This window comes from Candidatus Methylomirabilota bacterium (assembly GCA_035709005.1).
In the GTDB taxonomy this organism is placed as follows: domain Bacteria; phylum Methylomirabilota; class Methylomirabilia; order Rokubacteriales; family CSP1-6; genus 40CM-4-69-5.
In genome coordinates, this window is the sequence record DASTFB010000049.1 from 1 (window position 1) to 15,692 (window position 15,692).

Consider the following 15,692-nt stretch of genomic DNA (forward strand, 5'->3'; position numbering starts at 1 on the left):
CAGGAGCACGATCGCCCACAGACCGACCATGCCCACGACGACGTTGATCCAGAAGCCGGCGTAGAAATTGGAGCGCTGCAGGCCCCGCTGGATGAAGATCGTGGCCAGGGCCGAGCAGAACGCGCTGGCCAGGGCCAGCGCGGGCGGGGTCGGAGACAATGAGCTACGGGGCGGGCGCGCGAGCGGTCGCGGCGGTCACGGTGAGCGGGATTATGCCCCGGTGGGAAGCCCTGTCAATCGCTTTCGGCGATGGCGCCACCGGGCGGGGCGCCGTGGCCGGTCATCTCATCCGGTCGCCGTGGGCATCCCCATCCGCCGCAACCAGCGGAAGTGCGAGGCCATGGCGGCCCAGAACGAGGCGTGCTCCGCGTACTTCACCCCGAACTCCCGGCAGACCTCTTCCACGAGCCGCGAGATCGCCGGGTAGTGAGCGTGGCTGATCCGGGGGAACAGGTGGTGCTCGATCTGGAAGTTCAGGCCGCCCAGCAGCCAGGCGGCCAGCCGGCTGCGCCGGGCGAAGTTCACCGTGGTCTGCGCCTGGTGGACGGCCCAGGCGCTGGCGATGCGCCCGCCGTCGGCCTGGGCCAGCGGGAAATCCGCCTCTTCGACACAGTGCGCCGCCTGGAACACGACGCTCAGCACGATGCCCGCCACCACCCCGGCCACCGCGTAGTACACGAGCACGGACTTCACGGAGTTGAACCAGATCGGGATCCCGAAGGCCAGCGTGAAGAACATGACCTTGCCGGCGACGAAGATGACCAGGTCCCAGCCCCGGGGCCGCGGAAACGGCTGGTTGCTGATCCGGCCAGTGATGAGCTTGCGGAAGTCGTCCACCAGCTGCCACTTGATGGCCAGCAATCCGTAGAGCGGCCACAGGTAGAAGTGCTGCCAGCGGTGATAGGCGAATCGCTTCTGGTGCGGGCTCAGCCGGCCGAGGACGCCGAGATCGATGTCGGTGTCGTGACCCGTGATGTTGACGTAGGTGTGGTGGATCACTGCGTGCTTCCACCGCCAGACGTATGAGCTACCGCCCATCAGCTCCAGCGTCAGCGCCATCAGCTTGTTGACCCAGGGCCAGCGCGAATAGGCGTGATGGCCGCCGTCGTGCTGAACGTTGAATCCGATGCCGGCCGCCGCCAGCCCCAGCAGCACGGCTAGCAGGAGACCTTGCCACCAGGTATCGGCCACGAACACCAGCAGGGTGTACACGAGTGCGAAGCTGGCCACGAGGATCGCCGTCTTGACGTACATCTGCCAGCAGTCGCGCTGTCGACGGCCGGTGGTACGGAAGTACTCCTCGACCCGCCGCCGGAGCTCGCTGTGGAACGCCTGATCGCTCGCGAATTTCACATGGGGTGTGATCGACCCACCTCCCATTCACTCTACCATCACGAACGCACGCGATGGCCGTCAAGAAAATTGGCCCGTTGGGCCACGGGCCCGCCCGGCTCCTGGCCGGGCCCTGGGTTGTTTGCACCGGGGACCGGTGAACGCGGAACCGCGCCGCGGATACGGTGAATGCGACGGCGGCGCGCTACTTGATGGCGCCCACCGTGAAGCCGGCGATGAAGCGGTCGACGAAGAAGTTGTAGATGATCGCGATGGGCACGCTGGCGATGAAGCAGCCGGCCATCAGCGAGCCCCAGAAGTACACGTCGCCGTGGACGAGGAAGGTGGGGACCCCCACGCTCACGGTGTAGTTACGCGCCGCCGTGATGAAGGTCAGGGCGTAGACGAACTCCTGCATCACCAGCGTCAGCGTGAAGATGACGACGGTCAGGATGCCGGCGATGGAGACCGGGATCACCACCTTCACGAAGGCCCCGAAGCGGCTGTGGCCGTCGATCATGGCCGCCTCTTCCAGGTCTTTGGGGATCGCCTTGAAGAAACCCATGAGCAGCCACGTGCAGAAGGGGACCGTGAAGGACGGGTAGACGAGCACGAGCGACCAGAGCGAGTCCTGCAGCCCGAGGTCGCCGATCAGCCGCGCCATGGGGATGAAGAGCAGGGTCGGCGGTACCAGGTAGGTCAGGAAGATGGCGATGCCGAGCTGCTCGCCCGCCCGGCCGGTGAGGCGGGCCAGGGCGTAGCCGGCGGGCAGGGCCAGCACCAGCGTGATGGCCACGACCAGCGCCCCTACCAGCAGCGTGTTGATGAGCCACTGGGTGTAGAGCGTGTCGTTGAACAGGATCCGGACGTTCTCCATCGTGGGCGGCTGGTTGTAGATGAACGGGTTGTTGCCCCGCTTGAGCAGATCCGGCGTTCGCTTGAAGGTGGTGATGAGCATCCAGTAGAAGGGAAAGGCGCTGAAGATGGTGAACAGCGCGATGAGGCCCAGGTGGCCCCCCCGCCGCGCGACCCGTTGCGCTCGGTAGCGCCCCGACATCTCAGGTGACCTCGGTGCGCCGGGCGACTCGCAAGAACACGATGGCCACGGCCAGGAGCAACGGGAAGAGGAACAGGGCAATGGCGGCGCCCTCGGCCAGGTCCCCGCCCTGGATGCCCGTGAAGAAGGCCAGCGTCGACAGCACCTGGGTGGTGTCGTAGGGCCCCCCGCGCGTGAGCACGAAGATGACGATCATGTCGGTGAAGGCGAAGACGAGCCCGAAGAGCCCGGCCACCAGCATGATCGGCCGGATCAGGGGCAGGGTGACCTGGAAGAAGTGGCGCAGGAACCGGGCGCCGTCCACCTGGGCGGCGTCGTGGATGTCGTGGGGGATCGAGGTCAGCCCGGCTAACAAGATGACCGCGGCCAGGGGCAGGATGCGCCAGACGTGGATGGCGATCACCGAGCCCATGGCCAGGTGAGGCACGCCCAGGAACATGAGCCAGTCGCCGGGGCCGATGAACCCCAGGTACTCCAGCGTCCAGTTGATGACGCTGTACGTGGAGTCCAGGATCCAGAGCCAGCCGATGGTTCCCAGCGAGATGGGCGCCACCCACGGCAACAGCAGCAGCAGGCGCACGAACCACTTGCCGCGGAAGTTCAGCGACAACGCCAGGGCCAGGATCGTGCCCAGCACCATCACCAGGACCTGGGAGGTGATGGCGAAGACGAACGTGTTCTTGAGCGCCGTCTGGAACTTGGGCGTCTCCAACACTTCGGTAAAGTGCTTGAAGCCCACGAAGTCCAGGCTCCGGCTGCCCACGGTGACGTCGCTGAAGGCATAGAGGATCGCCAGCACGAAGGGAAAGCCCACCACGAAGACGATGTAGAGCACCGCCGGGGCGATCATCAGGGGCCCCAGCCACTCGGGCCGGTCCAGGATACCGCTGCGGGCCGGCGTGGCGGCCCGGGCGCGGCGTCCCGTGATAGCGGTGGCGTCGCTCACAGCGGTCGGGCGGGGGCGCGCAGCCCCGTCCGGGTGTCGAAGAACTTCAGCTCGTGCTCCGGCACCGTGAAGTCGTACCGCTGCCCAGGCTCCACGACCGTGGTGACGGTGTAGGGGAACCGGGCGATGACCTTGGCGTCGGCGAAGTTGCCTTCGAGCACCCCGTAGATGAGACGGTCGGCGCCCAGGTACTCCAGGCGCGTCACCCGGAACGGGAACACGGCAAGCCGGGCGCCATCGTCGCGGGCGGTCTTGGGCAGGAAGTGCTCGGGGCGGAAGCCGACCAGGCCGTCACGGTGCGTGAGGATGTTCATGGGCGGCGAGCCCAGGAACCCGGCCACGAAGGTGTCGGCCGGCTCGCCGTAGACTTCCGCCGGGGTGCCGAGCTGCCGCACCCGCCCGCCTTGCATGACGGCGATCCGATCGCCCAGGCCCATGGCCTCGATCTGGTCATGGGTGACGTAGATGGTGGTGGTGCCGATGCGCCGCTGGAACTGCTGCAGCTCGTCGCGGGCCGAGGCCCGCAGCTTGGCGTCCAGGTTGGACAGCGGCTCGTCGAGCAGGAACACCGCCGGCTCGCGGACGACGGCGCGAGCCAGGGCCACGCGCTGGCGCTCGCCGCCGGAGAGCTGGCGGGGCTTGCGCTGGAGCAGCCGGTCGATGCCGAAGAGGCCGGCCGCCCACTGCACCTTCCGCTCGATCTCCGCGCCGGCCACGCCCTGGGCCTTGAGGGGGAAGGCGATGTTCCGGTAGACGGTCATGTGCGGATAGAGCGCGTAGGACTGAAAGACCATGGCGATCCGCCGGGCCCGTGGCGGCATGTCGTTGACCACCTGGCCGCCGATGAGGATCTCGCCCGAGGTGGGCTGCTCCAGCCCGGCGATCATGCGCAATAGCGTCGTCTTGCCACAGCCCGAGGGTCCGAGCAGGACGAGGAACTCGCCTTCCTTGGTCGCGAGGTCCACACCGTCGACGGCGTGGACCTCGCCGAAGCGCTTGCGGACTTCTCTGATCTCTACCGTTGCCATCAAACCCGGGACAATCCCTTAGACGAGGCGCTTCTCCTTCCACTTGGCGTAGATGCGCTTGCACTGGGCGTCGGCTTCGCTCAGGGCCGCCTCGGGCGTGGAGGCCCCGCTGGCCGCCTTGGCGAACATGACGTTGAGCACCCACGTGCCGTAGATCTCGTCGATGGCCGCGTTGGCGTACCCCGGATAGCCGATGTTGGTGGCCCAGGACAGCACGTCCTCCAGCACCTTGTACTTGTCGGCGGGATGGGCCTTGGGGTCGTTGGCGATGAGCTTCTTGATGTCGGGGACCGTCTTCTCGAAGCAGGGGAAATCGTAGAACTGCCCGGCGACGAAGGCGTCGCGGAAGTTGCTGACGTAGTCGATCAAGAACTTCTTGGCGCCGTCGATGTTCTCGGCGAACTTCCAGATCACGTAGCACTGCATGACGTGCTCGAGGCCGATGGCCCGAACCGGTCCCTTGAGGGCCTTGGTGAGCTGGATCTTCTTGGAGATCTCGGGGTCGTCTTTTTCGGCCGTCCGGGTGATGGAGATGGCGTTGAGCGCCAGCGACAGCTTGCCCGCGATCATGGCCCGGTTGTTGGACGAGGCGTCCCAGGTGAAGACCTCGGGAGTCATGGCCTCCTGGAAGAGCGCCTTCACGAACTTGATGGTCTCCAGGGTCTGCTTGGAGTTAAGCGTGAGGTTGTGTTTCTCGTCCTGCTCGTGGGCGCCGTGGGCGTACATGATCGTCCGCAGCGCCATGGCCGTGTCGATCTCGTTGGCCAGCCCGATGCCCACCGGCATCCCCGTCTTCTTCTTGATCTCGGCGCCCTTCACCCGCACCTCGTCCCAGGTGCGCGGGCCGCCGGCCATGCCGACCTGCCCGAAGAGGTCCTGGCGGTAGTTGACAGGGTCGGGAGTGAAGGAAGGGGAGAAGGCGTAGTACTTCTTGGTCTTGGGGTTGTAGGTGCTCTTGAGGCCGAGCTCGATGGGCTTGCCGAACTTCCGCTCCACCTCCTGGTAGACGTCCTTCATGTCCACCGTCTGCTCTTCCACGACGGGCGGCGGCCAGTTGTAGAGGAACAGGTCGTGGCCCTTCTGGGCGGAGATCTCGGCCGCGCCGCGGGCGTTGACGCCGGCGATTCCGATGTTGTCGACGGTCACCTCGGTGTCGTTCTTCTGGCCCCACTCCACGGCGAACTTCTTGTTGAACCACTCGTCATAGGCGGGCACGAAGTGCACCCATTGCAAGATGCGCAACTTCTTGCGCTGGGCGCTGGCGCGGCCGGGCACGATGATGTTGGCCCCGAGGCCGGCCGCCGCCGCCCCCGCCGTCGTGGTCAGAAACTTCCTGCGGTCCACGCCTTGCTCACCCATAGAGGTCCTTTCCGCGCGGGCCGAGGTTGGCGGCCGGCCCGCGCCCTGCTGAATGTGACGATCGATACCCCACCATTATGCGCCAAGGTATGCGGGGCCGGAGGCCGCGTCAAGGGGATGACGGCACCGCGCATGCATGAGATCATGCGTCTGCCGTTCCCGGACCCATGCGCCAACGCTACCAGACCGTACGCGAGGTGACCGAGCGCCTCTGCGCGCCGCTCGCCGTCGAGGACTACGTGGTTCAGGTGATGGCGGACGCCAGTCCGGCCAAGTGGCATCTGGCCCACACCACGTGGTTCTTCGAAACCTTCGTTCTGGAGGCATTCCAGCCGGACTACCGGCCGCTGGAGCCCCGGTACAGGTATCTCTTCAACTCCTACTACAACGCCGTGGGCGCCCAGTTCCCCCGGCCCGAGCGCGGACATCTGTCCCGGCCCACCGTCGCCGAGGTCTACGCCTATCGGGCCCACGTCGACAAGGCGATGGCCGAGCTGCTAGACCGGCAGGCCGCGGACGCCGCCCCGGCGCTCATCGACGTGGTCACCCTGGGCCTGCATCACGAGCAGCAGCACCAGGAATTGATCCTCACGGACCTCAAGGCCATGTTCGGGGTCAATCCACTCGCCCCCGCCTATCAGACGGTCCCGCTGCCCCGAGACCGACACGTCGCGGGCCTGGCATTCATCGACGTGCCTGGGGGCCTGGTCGCCATCGGCTATGAGGGCGCCGACTTCGCTTTCGACAACGAGCGGCCGCGTCACGAGGTCCGTCTGCGGCCCTACCGGCTAGCGTCGCGGCCGGTGACCAACGGCGAGTATCTGGTGTTCATGGCGGCCGACGGGTATCGACGCCCGGAGCTCTGGCTGTCGGACGGATGGGCGACGGCTCAGGCCCAGGGCTGGCAGGCGCCTCTCTACTGGCATCACCGCGACGGCGCCTGGTGGGTCTACACCCTGTCGGGGCTCGAGCCCGTGGACCCGGAGGCGCCGGTGACGCACGTGAGCTACTACGAGGCCGACGCCTATGCCCGCTGGGGCGGCCGGCGCCTGCCGACGGAGCAGGAGTGGGAGCACGCGGCGGCCGAGCGACCGATCGACGGTCATTTCCAGGAAGCCGGGTTCTACCAGCCGCTGCCCTCGGCCGATCGGGGGCGATTCGTCCAGCTCTTCGGCGACGTCTGGGAGTGGACGCAGAGCCCCCACGTGGCCTACCCGGGGTTCCGCCCGCTGAGCGGCGGGCTCGGCGAGTACAACGGGAAGTTCATGGTCAATCAGCTCGTGCTGCGCGGCGGCTCCTGTGCCACGCCCCGCTCGCACATGCGGGTCAGCTACCGCAACTTCTTCCCGCCCGGCGCCCGCTGGCAGTTCTCGGGAATCCGGCTGGCCGAGGACGCCTGAGGGCCGTGCGCTACCGGCTGGAGCGCCACATCGATGGCCGGACTCTCGATCGGACGTTCGCGGACGACGTGCGCCGAGGCCTCACCGGCCGCTTCAAATCCCTGCCCCCGAAATACTTCTACGATGCGACCGGCTCGGCGCTGTTCGAGGCGATCACCGCGCTGCCGGAGTACTACGTCACGAGGGCCGAGGAAGCGTTGCTCCGGGCCAGCGCCGCTGACGTCATGCAGCGGGTGGGGCCCGACGAGATCGTGGAGCTGGGCGCGGGCGGCTCGACCAAGGTCGGCCATCTGATCGCAGCGCACCGGGAGTTCCTGAAAGGGCTGCGCTACGTGCCTCTCGACGTCGATCCTTCCGCGCTCGGCGCGGGCGCCCGCCGCCTGCTCCATGCCTACCCGTTCCTGCACGTGCATGCCATGGTGAGTGACTTCGAGCGCCACCTCGACCGGGTCCCCGCCTGGCCGGGGCGGCGCCTGGTGATGTTTCTGGGCAGCACGATCGGCAACCTGGACGCGGAAGCCCGCCACGGTCTGCTCAGCCGGATTCGCCGGCTGCTCCGCGATCGCGACCGGTTCCTGCTCGGCGTCGACCTCGTCAAGGACCTGAGCATCCTCGAGCCGGCCTACGCGGACGCCAGCGGTGTGACGGCCGCGTTCAACCGCAACGTCCTGCGAGTGGTCAACCGGCGCCTCCAGGCCGGCTTCGATCCGGCCACGTTCCGCCACCTGGCCTTCTACAACCAGGCGGCGGCCCGCATCGAGATGCACCTGGTGGCCGAGCAGGCCCACCGGGTGTCGCTACCCGGCTTGGGCCTCCGGGTCGACATCGACGCCGGCGAGAGCATCTGGACCGAGAGCTCGTACAAGTTCACGCTCGCGTCCACGACCGCGATGCTGGCCGACGCCGGTCTCACGCTGGAACACTGGTACACGGATCCCGGGCACCAGGTGGCCCTCGCGCTGGCCGGCCCCGGCTGAGCCCGGCCATGGTGGCGACGCCTCGCCGACTCTACGTCCACGACGACCTGATCGACGAGGTCCGCGCGCGCCTGGGCGACGGCTCTCCGGCGGTCTGCCTCGCGGAGGCGCTGCTGGCCCTCCTGGGCCGCGATGCCGGACGCGTCCGGATCCTCACGCTCGACGAGCAGCTGGCGGCGCTCGTGGCCCGGGGCGATCACGCGCCGTTCGACGTGACGCTGGCCATCGGACACGCCGGCGAGCGCGTGGCCCGTCAGCTCGACGCGCGGACCGGCTGGTTTCCCCGTATTCGTCGTCTCGGGCTGACCCGGGAAGAGGACGGCCGCGGCAGCTATGCGCTGGCCAGCACCACCGGCGCGCCGCTGGCGACTCAGCTTGAGAACCTCGAGGGCTGTCGCTCCGTCGCCGTCGTGGACGACACGGTCTATTCCGGCCTCACCATGGGGTCGGTGCTCGCGGCGCTCCCCGCCGCCGCGCGGGCCCGCACGCGCGCCTTTTGCCTGCGCGCCGTCGGCGAGAGCCTGGACGCCATCCGCCGCCTCTGTCCGATCGACGTGGGCCTGGTCGCCCCTGGTCGTCGCGACGAGGACGTGAGCTTCATCAACGCCAGCGGCCTGGTCTTCCGGGGAGCGATCCGGCGCGCGGGGCAGCCGCCGCTGGCGTTCTTCGAGCGCCCGGCCTGGATCCACGCGTGGTTCGCCGGCTACGGCGACGAGGTCATCGCCCGGTGCCGGGAGCTGCACGCGCTCCTGGCGCCGGCCGACCTCACCGTCCGATAGCTCCCCAGGTCGAGCATGCCAGGCCCGATCCCGATCTCTTTCTCGCCGCCGCGGCCCGGCTGGGTGTGGATATCCAGGCGTCGGTCGTTGTCGGGGACAGCGTCTGGAATTTGCTCGCCGCGCGCCGGGCCCGGGCGCTGGGCGTCGGGCTGCTTTCGGGGGGGTACGGCCAAGAAGAGCTGGAGCGGGCCGGCGCCTACCGCGTCTATCAGGACCCGGCGGAGCTGCTCCGACATCTGGACGAGGTCGGGGTTCGCGTGCCCTGAGGCCTCTGCGGCCGGTTCAGATCATCACGCGACTTCTGCACCCGGCATAGGCATATAGGTCCCGCGGATCGGCGGTCGCGGCTCGGGGTGTGCGGCGGCGATTCGAAAGGCCGTCGGCCCCGCCCTGTGGTGGGCGACGAAGGCGCGAGTGAACGAGCTGCGGCTGGAATAGCCAACCCGGGCGGCGACGCTCTTTACCGGTAGATCGGTATGGGTGAGGAGCTGCGCGGCGCGAGCAAGCCGGAGTGACTTCAGAAACTCGATCGGCGATTGCCCCAACGCTGTCGACTCGGCGGGCGTCGCGCAACGATTCGGGGCGGCCGGCGTGGACGTGCATCGGCTCGACCACGACGTCCAGGCCGTCCAGCAGCCGCTCGACGTGGACCATGACACTCCCCCTCCGCGCGGGGCCGCAGCGTAGCAACGCCAGGCGTTTGTGCAAAGCAGTTGTAAGAAGTGCAGGGCGCCTCTTCCCGGGTTAGCAGCCGTGCGAGGCGGGGGACGATCGGCGACCATCCCCGCCGGCACGCCTCCGAGCATCGCGCTTTCCCCGGTTGTTCGCCGGGACGAGGATCGGGCACCATTTCGGGACCGGCGGACACCGCCGCGCATCGATCCTCGGTGAGGAGCCGCGGTGGAGTCTCGCGAACATCTCGAGTCGGCGGTGGATTACGGATCCGGTTGGGTGCGGGCGTTTCTCAATCGCGCCAGCGGCCTGACCTTCGACGACGCGCAGGAAGCCCAGATCACGGCTCTGGCCGAGCGCAAGCTGGTGGATCTCTTCGATCGGGCCGGAGAGGTGGCCATCGCCAACGGTCGAGAGCGGATCCTGCATCACGACCTGGCCCCGTCGATGAGCTGGTGCGGGCCGAGGTGCCCCGCCTGATGGCCACTCTGCTGCTCCTCAGCGCGCGTGTCATCGCCCTCCTGGAACCCGAGAACATGAGCCCCGAGGAGCGCCTGGAGCGACTGCGCCGGTGCTCCCCGGGCCGGCCGACGCACTGGGAGGTCGAGCGGGCCGCTCGCGTGCTAGATTTGACGCTCTAGAGGACACCGCTCCGCGGGGAGCCATGAGTGAGCCCGAGCTGATCCGTTGTCCGGCGTGTGGCGCGACCAATCGTGTCCCGCGAGACAAGATCGCGCAGGGGCGGCAAGCGGTCTGCGGGCGGTGCAAAGGGCCGCTGCCCCTCGCCAGCACGCCGGTGACGGTCACCGATGCCACGTTTCCCACGGCGGTCGAGGGCTCGCCGCTCCCGGTGCTCCTGGACCTGTGGGCGGCGTGGTGCGGGCCCTGCCGGATGCTCGAGCCAGTGATCGAGGAGCTGGCAACGGAACTGGCCGGACGGGTGCGCGTGGCGAAGCTGAATATCGATGAGAATCCGAAGACGGCGGCTCGCTATAACGTTCGCAGCATCCCGACCCTGCTGGTCCTCAAGGGCGGACAGGAAGTCGACCGGATCGTGGGGGTGCAACCCAAAGCCGAGATCGCCCGGCGCCTGCAACGACTCATCGCCTGAGGGCGGGGGACCGAGACCGGGCGGGACGATTGGACACCAATTCCGGACCCCGGGACACCCGAGTGGGCCGACGCTAAGCCTTCCGGACGGACGGGAGGCTCCCGGCGCCGGGTGACCTCGTCGAGATCAGCATCCCACTCAGACGACTAAGCCGATGGAGGACATCATGGCGGAGGTTCCCCGCATCGATGTCGAGGAGGCCCGCCGTCGGGTGGCGGCAGGACAGGCGCTCCTGGTCTGCGCGTACCCGGAGGAGGCGAAGTGCAATAGCATGAAGCTCGAGGGCAGCCTCACGCTCTCGCAGTTGCAGGCCCGCCTGCCGTCCGTCGCCAAGGATCAGGATCTCATCTTCTACTGCGCGTGACCGGCCGAAGCGACGGCTGCCGGTCAGGCAGCGAAGTTCCGGGCCCAGGGCTTCACGAACGCCAAGGCGCTCAAGGGCGGCGTCGAGGTCTGGAAGCAGGCGGGATATCCGATGGCGGCCACCGCCTAGAGGACACCATGAGCAAAGTCATCGGCATCGACCTCGGCACCACCAACTCCGTCGTGGCGGTGATGGAGGGAGGCGACCCCGTCGTCATCCCCAACCAGGAGGGCAGTCGCCTGACGCCCTCGGTGGTGGCCTTCACCAAGGAGGGCGAGATTCTCGTCGGCCAGGTCGCCAAGCGTCAGGCCATCACGAACCCCGAGAACACGGTGGTCGACATCCACGTCCTGCAGGGGGAGCGGCCTCTGGCTCGCGACAACCGCACGTTGGGCCGGTTCCGGCTGAAGGGCATTCCGCCAGCCCCCCGGGGCGTGCCGCAGATCGAGGTGGCATTCGACCTCGACGCCAACGGCATCCTCAACGTGTCGGCCCAGGACAAAGCCACCGGCAAGGAACAGCGCATCACCATCACCGCCTCGTCCGGGCTCAGCAAGCAAGAGGTGGAGCGGATGGTGCGGGAGGCCGAGGCCCACGCCGAGGAAGACGCGCGGCGCCGGCAGGACCTCGAACTGCGCAACCAGGCGGACGCGCTCGTGTACTCGAGCGAGCGCGCGCTGCAGGAGCACGGTGGCAAGCTCTCTCAGAGCGAGCGCAGCACGGTCGAGCAGGCCCTGGGCGGGGCCCGAGAGGCTCTCCGGGGAGACGACATCGAGCGCATCCGGCGGTCCCACGACGCGCTGACTCGCGCGGCCCAGATCCTGACGGGAGCCATGCAGCGCCCGCAGCCGCCCGGCGGGTCCGAGGGGGACGTGGTGGACGCCGAGTTCCGAGACGCCGACGAGCGGGAGGCCCGCTAGCGCCGAGGCCGCCGAGCGGTTCAAGGAAATCAACGAGGCACCTCGGCTGCCGCCGGCCGGCCGGAGGATAACCACGTGCCGATAGGCGCGGCTCACCGGCCGAGACGGCCGCCCGCCTTCGGCATATGCTACGCTTGCGCGACGAGCTCGAGGTGAGCTTGTACGCGGCGGCCACCATCGTGGATCTGCTCGGACGACTTCACCACCTGGAGACCGAAGTGGTTGGCCAGCGCCGTCGGCGCTGAGGTCGAGGCGGCAAGGAGAACGGCATGGATCTCAATCGGCTGACGGAGAAGGCTCAGGACGCGCTGCGGCAAGCGCAGACCCTGGCCCAGCGCCACGGCCAGTCTCAGATCGACGTCGAGCATCTCGCTCTGGCCCTGCTGACCCAGGAGGGCGGCGTGGCGCCGCGCGTCGTGGAGAAGGCCGGCGCCAACGCTGCAGCCATCGTGGAGCGGCTGCAGGAGGCGGTGACGCGGCTGCCCCGGGTGTCAGGGCCGGGGGCGCCGCGCGGCCAGGTGTTCATCTCACCCCGCGTCGATGAGACGTTGCGGGCCGCCGAAGCCGAAGCCCAGGGCATGAAGGACGAGTACGTGAGCGTCGAGCACCTGCTCCTGGCAGTGGCCGCCCTCAAGGACGGCGCCGTCGCCGACGCCTTCCGCGCGGCTGGCCTCACCAGCGACAAGCTGCGCGAGGCCCTGGCCGCCGTACGAGGAGGACAACGCGTGACGAGCCCCACCCCCGAGGGAACCTATGAAGCGCTGGAGAAATACGGGCGCGACCTCACGGCGCTCGCCCAGCAGGGCAAGCTCGACCCCGTCATCGGCCGCGACGAAGAAATCCGCCGCGTGATCCAGATCCTCTCGCGCCGTACCAAGAACAACCCGGTGCTGATCGGTTCGCCCGGCGTCGGCAAGACGGCGATCGTCGAGGGGCTGGCCCAACGGATCGTGCGCGGTGACGTGCCCGAGGGGCTCAAGAACAAGCGCATCGTGGCGCTCGACATGGGCGCGCTGGTGGCCGGGGCCAAGTATCGCGGGGAGTTCGAGGAGAGGCTGAAGGCGGTGCTCAAGGCGGTCCAGGACGCCCAGGGCGAGGTCATTCTCTTCATCGACGAGCTGCACACGGTCGTGGGCGCCGGCGCCGCCGAGGGGGCCATGGATGCCAGCAACTTGCTGAAGCCCATGCTGGCCCGCGGCGAGCTCCACTGCATCGGGGCCACGACCCTCGACGAGTACAAGAAGCACATCGAGAAGGATGCGGCCCTGGAGCGCCGGTTCCAGCCGGTCATGGTGGACCAGCCCACGGTGGAGGACACCATCTCCATCCTGCGCGGGCTCAAGGAGCGCTACGAAGTCCATCACGGCGTCCGCATCAAGGATTCGGCGCTGGTGGCCGCCGCCGTGCTCTCCGACCGATACATCTCCGACCGGTTCCTGCCCGACAAGGCCATCGATTTGGTGGACGAGGCGGCGGCCCGGCTACGCACGGAGATCGACTCGATGCCGGCCGAGCTGGACGAGATCACCCGGCGGATCCTGCAGCTCGAGATCGAGCGCGAGGCGCTGCGCAAGGAGAATGACGAAGCGTCCCGGGCCCGCCTGGAGAAGCTGGAGAAGGAGCTGGCGAGCTTGCAGGCGCAGGCCAAGACGCTGCGCGAACAGTGGGAGCTCGAGAAGGCGGCCATCGAGCGGCCGCGGCAGATCCGCAAGCGCGTCGAGGAGCTGAAGCTCGAGATCGAAAAGGCGATGCGGGCCGGCGACCTGTCCCGCGCCGCCGAGCTCCAGTACGGCACCATGGTCCAGCTGGAGCGCGAGCTGAAAGAGCTGGAGGCACAGGCCCAGCCTGCCGGCCGGCGGCGGCTCATCAAGGAGGAAGTCGACGAGGAGGACATCGCCGAGGTGGTCTCGCGGTGGACGGGGATTCCGGTCTCGAAGTTGATGGAGGGGGAGATGCAGAAGCTCCTGCGCCTGGAGGAGGAGCTGCATCGCCGGGTGGTGGGGCAGGACGAAGCGGTGCGGGCGGTGGCCGACGCCGTTCTGCGGGCCCGAGCCGGTATCAAGGACCCCCGGCGCCCCATCGGCTCCTTCCTCTTCCTCGGTCCCACCGGGGTGGGGAAGACGGAACTGGCCCGGGCGCTGGCCGAAGCGCTGTTCGACGACGAGGACAGCATGATCCGCCTGGACATGTCGGAGTACATGGAGAAGCACACGGTGGCGCGACTTATCGGCGCTCCCCCCGGCTATGTCGGCTACGAGGAGGGTGGACAGCTCACGGAAGCGGTTCGCCGCAAGCCCTATTCCGTCGTGTTGTTCGACGAAATCGAGAAGGCCCACCCCGACGTCTTCAACGCGCTGCTGCAAGTCCTGGAGGATGGCCGGCTGACCGACGGGCAAGGCCGCACGGTGAACTTCAAGAACACCGTGATCATCATGACCTCGAACATCGGCAGCCAGCTCATCCTGGAGCTGCGCGGTGCCGACGAGCGGAGCTACCAGCGCATGCGCGAGCAGGTGCTGGAGGCGCTGCGGCGTCACTTCCGGCCGGAGTTCCTCAACCGTGTGGACGAGGTCGTGGTGTTCCGCGCCCTGACCGAGGCGGAGCTGGAGAAGATCGTGGAGATCCAGGTGGAGGCGTTGCGGCGGCGCCTGGCCGAGCGGCGGATCACCCTGGAGGTCACCGCAACGGCGCGCGCACATCTGGCCCGCGTGGGCTACGACCCCGTGTTCGGGGCGCGTCCGCTCAAGCGGGTGATCCAGCGCGAAGTGGAGACGCCGGTCGCGCGGCTGATCGTGGCCGGCAAGCTGCCGGACGGCGCCACCGCGCGTGTGGACGCGGCCGGCGACGGCTTGCGCGTGGACGTTGTCGCGACCGGTGTCGGAGCCGCGGTGTGAGGCCCTTCGAAGAGACGGTGGCGGCGGAGCTGGCCCTGCTCCTGCGCGCCGGCGCGCCGAGGCGCGCCGTGCATCTGACCGTGCGCGAGCTGGTCGTCGGCCGCATGGAGCGAGGCCCTCTCGGGGCCCGGGAAGTGCGCGACGCGGTGGAAGAGGCCGTGCGGGCCGCCTGCCGGCTGGTGCGGCAGCTCGGCGCTTCCGACGAACTGGTCGAAGTCGTCTGCCTCTCGGCCCTGGAGGCGGTGCGCGGCCACGGCGGGGAAACCGCGCGCTGGCTCGGCGAGGCCACCGTCACGGCCTACGCCGTCCTCGAGGAGCTCACTCTGGAACAGGGCGAGGGAGTGCAGTACGTGCCGGTGCCGTACCGGACACCTCAGGGCCGTCGGTCCGCCGATGGCTGAATCGGTGATGACAGGGCCGACGCAGCTCACGACGCTGGCCGGGGTGATGGACGACCTGGACCGGCGGGGCTTCACCGAGCACTTCAAGGTGGTGAACGGTCGCCTGCGGGCCCTGGGGAAGGGCGACACATTCCCCCCTGAGCGCGTCGTGGTCGCTGAGTATCATCGCTTCGAGGGCGTCTCGGACCCGGACGATATGGCGATCGTGTACGGGATCGAGACGGGGAGCGGAATCCGGGGGACGCTCACCGACGCCTTCGGCTCCTATGCCGACCCGCTGGTGGCCGAGTTCATGAGGACCGTCCCGATTCGCCGATCGCCCTAGCCGGGGGGCGGCCCGCCCCGAACGGCTGGCCCGTTCCCTCCATCGGCTCTGCCGCCGTGATTCAACGCATGATCTTGCCGGCCATCCGGAGGATGTCGTCCAGCGCATTGCCGTCCCCGTTCAGGTC

Annotated in this window: 17 protein-coding genes and 2 pseudogenes; 13 read left to right on the forward strand and 6 right to left on the reverse strand. The window is 68.4% G+C overall.

Annotation, left to right across the window (positions count from 1 at the left end):
• Positions 1-285: 285 nt before the first annotated feature.
• From VFR64_07640 to VFR64_07660, 5 genes are all read right to left on the reverse strand, one after another.
• Entirely contained in the window at positions 286-1,353 is a 1,068-nt protein-coding gene (locus tag VFR64_07640) for an acyl-CoA desaturase (GenBank protein HET9489610.1), read from the reverse strand.
• Positions 1,354-1,537: 184 nt separating this feature from the next.
• Entirely contained in the window at positions 1,538-2,389 is an 852-nt protein-coding gene (locus tag VFR64_07645) for a carbohydrate ABC transporter permease (GenBank protein HET9489611.1), read from the reverse strand.
• 1 nt (position 2,390) lies between these two features.
• Positions 2,391-3,272: a sugar ABC transporter permease gene (locus VFR64_07650; protein HET9489612.1), complete on the reverse strand. Its 882-nt coding sequence runs from the start codon at positions 3,270-3,272 to the stop codon at positions 2,391-2,393.
• Between the two features lie 59 nt (positions 3,273-3,331).
• The gene (locus VFR64_07655; protein ID HET9489613.1) at positions 3,332-4,363 is read right to left on the reverse strand and encodes an ATP-binding cassette domain-containing protein; all 1,032 of its coding nucleotides are present in this window, start codon (positions 4,361-4,363) and stop codon (positions 3,332-3,334) included.
• Between the two features lie 18 nt (positions 4,364-4,381).
• Positions 4,382-5,707 (reverse strand): twin-arginine translocation signal domain-containing protein, encoded by a 1,326-nt coding sequence (locus VFR64_07660; protein HET9489614.1) that lies wholly within the window; start codon positions 5,705-5,707, stop codon positions 4,382-4,384.
• A gap of 182 nt (positions 5,708-5,889) precedes the next feature.
• Between VFR64_07660 and egtB the strand changes: the two genes are divergently transcribed.
• From egtB to VFR64_07680, 4 genes and pseudogenes are all read left to right on the forward strand, one after another.
• Positions 5,890-7,122 (forward strand): ergothioneine biosynthesis protein EgtB, encoded by a 1,233-nt coding sequence (gene egtB, locus VFR64_07665; protein HET9489615.1) that lies wholly within the window; start codon positions 5,890-5,892, stop codon positions 7,120-7,122.
• A gap of 5 nt (positions 7,123-7,127) precedes the next feature.
• Positions 7,128-8,099, forward strand: a complete 972-nt coding sequence (gene egtD / locus VFR64_07670; GenBank protein ID HET9489616.1) for an L-histidine N(alpha)-methyltransferase — start codon at positions 7,128-7,130, stop codon at positions 8,097-8,099.
• Positions 8,100-8,107: 8 nt separating this feature from the next.
• On the forward strand, positions 8,108-8,878 hold the full coding sequence (locus VFR64_07675; GenBank protein HET9489617.1) for a hypothetical protein: 771 nt from the start codon (positions 8,108-8,110) through the stop codon (positions 8,876-8,878).
• A gap of 8 nt (positions 8,879-8,886) precedes the next feature.
• Positions 8,887-9,144 (forward strand): annotated as a pseudogene (locus VFR64_07680) (HAD hydrolase-like protein).
• A 24-nt stretch (positions 9,145-9,168) separates the two neighbouring features.
• On the opposite strand, the gene VFR64_07685 reads toward VFR64_07680, so the two are convergent.
• Positions 9,169-9,756 (reverse strand): helix-turn-helix transcriptional regulator, encoded by a 588-nt coding sequence (locus tag VFR64_07685; protein HET9489618.1) that lies wholly within the window; start codon positions 9,754-9,756, stop codon positions 9,169-9,171.
• 22 nt (positions 9,757-9,778) lie between these two features.
• Between VFR64_07685 and VFR64_07690 the strand changes: the two genes are divergently transcribed.
• The 9 genes and pseudogenes from VFR64_07690 to VFR64_07730 all read left to right on the forward strand — a co-directional run bounded on the left by VFR64_07690 (position 9,779) and on the right by VFR64_07730 (position 15,565).
• On the forward strand, positions 9,779-10,030 hold the full coding sequence (locus VFR64_07690; protein HET9489619.1) for a DUF1931 family protein: 252 nt from the start codon (positions 9,779-9,781) through the stop codon (positions 10,028-10,030).
• Positions 10,030-10,191: a hypothetical protein gene (locus tag VFR64_07695; GenBank protein ID HET9489620.1), complete on the forward strand. Its 162-nt coding sequence runs from the start codon at positions 10,030-10,032 to the stop codon at positions 10,189-10,191. Before VFR64_07690 ends, VFR64_07695 begins: the two co-directional genes overlap by 1 nt.
• A gap of 23 nt (positions 10,192-10,214) precedes the next feature.
• Positions 10,215-10,661 carry a thioredoxin gene (gene trxA, locus VFR64_07700; protein ID HET9489621.1) on the forward strand — a complete coding sequence of 149 codons (447 nt, stop codon included), beginning with the start codon at positions 10,215-10,217 and terminating at the stop codon, positions 10,659-10,661.
• Positions 10,662-10,827: 166 nt separating this feature from the next.
• The gene (locus VFR64_07705) at positions 10,828-11,025 is read left to right on the forward strand and encodes an ArsR family transcriptional regulator (GenBank protein HET9489622.1); all 198 of its coding nucleotides are present in this window, start codon (positions 10,828-10,830) and stop codon (positions 11,023-11,025) included.
• A 137-nt stretch (positions 11,026-11,162) separates the two neighbouring features.
• On the forward strand, positions 11,163-11,945 hold the full coding sequence (locus VFR64_07710; GenBank protein HET9489623.1) for an Hsp70 family protein: 783 nt from the start codon (positions 11,163-11,165) through the stop codon (positions 11,943-11,945).
• A gap of 116 nt (positions 11,946-12,061) precedes the next feature.
• Positions 12,062-12,190: pseudogene (locus tag VFR64_07715) on the forward strand (hypothetical protein).
• A 24-nt stretch (positions 12,191-12,214) separates the two neighbouring features.
• Positions 12,215-14,839, forward strand: coding sequence for an ATP-dependent chaperone ClpB (gene clpB, locus VFR64_07720; protein ID HET9489624.1), 2,625 nt, complete (start codon positions 12,215-12,217; stop codon positions 14,837-14,839).
• Positions 14,836-15,240 carry a hypothetical protein gene (locus VFR64_07725; GenBank protein HET9489625.1) on the forward strand — a complete coding sequence of 135 codons (405 nt, stop codon included), beginning with the start codon at positions 14,836-14,838 and terminating at the stop codon, positions 15,238-15,240. The genes clpB and VFR64_07725 overlap by 4 nt, the downstream gene beginning before the upstream one ends.
• 7 nt (positions 15,241-15,247) lie before the next feature.
• Complete coding sequence (locus VFR64_07730) at positions 15,248-15,565, forward strand: hypothetical protein (GenBank protein ID HET9489626.1); 318 nt, start codon at positions 15,248-15,250, stop codon at positions 15,563-15,565.
• Positions 15,566-15,692 lie beyond the last annotated feature (127 nt).

What these genes read in the sequence shown, in the direction of transcription:
- VFR64_07645 (HET9489611.1), bottom strand. Translation starts at nt 2,389, where the DNA reads ATGTCGGGGCGCTACCGAGCGCAACGGGTCGCGCGGCGGGGGGGCCAC.
- VFR64_07655 (HET9489613.1), bottom strand. Translation starts at nt 4,363, where the DNA reads ATGGCAACGGTAGAGATCAGAGAAGTCCGCAAGCGCTTCGGCGAGGTC.
- egtB (HET9489615.1), top strand. Translation starts at nt 5,890, where the DNA reads ATGCGCCAACGCTACCAGACCGTACGCGAGGTGACCGAGCGCCTCTGC.
- VFR64_07675 (HET9489617.1), top strand. Translation starts at nt 8,108, where the DNA reads ATGGTGGCGACGCCTCGCCGACTCTACGTCCACGACGACCTGATCGAC.
- VFR64_07685 (HET9489618.1), bottom strand. Translation starts at nt 9,756, where the DNA reads ATGCGCGGCGGTGTCCGCCGGTCCCGAAATGGTGCCCGATCCTCGTCC.
- VFR64_07695 (HET9489620.1), top strand. Translation starts at nt 10,030, where the DNA reads ATGGCCACTCTGCTGCTCCTCAGCGCGCGTGTCATCGCCCTCCTGGAA.
- trxA (HET9489621.1), top strand. Translation starts at nt 10,215, where the DNA reads ATGAGTGAGCCCGAGCTGATCCGTTGTCCGGCGTGTGGCGCGACCAAT.
- VFR64_07705 (HET9489622.1), top strand. Translation starts at nt 10,828, where the DNA reads ATGGCGGAGGTTCCCCGCATCGATGTCGAGGAGGCCCGCCGTCGGGTG.
- VFR64_07710 (HET9489623.1), top strand. Translation starts at nt 11,163, where the DNA reads ATGAGCAAAGTCATCGGCATCGACCTCGGCACCACCAACTCCGTCGTG.
- clpB (HET9489624.1), top strand. Translation starts at nt 12,215, where the DNA reads ATGGATCTCAATCGGCTGACGGAGAAGGCTCAGGACGCGCTGCGGCAA.
- VFR64_07730 (HET9489626.1), top strand. Translation starts at nt 15,248, where the DNA reads ATGACAGGGCCGACGCAGCTCACGACGCTGGCCGGGGTGATGGACGAC.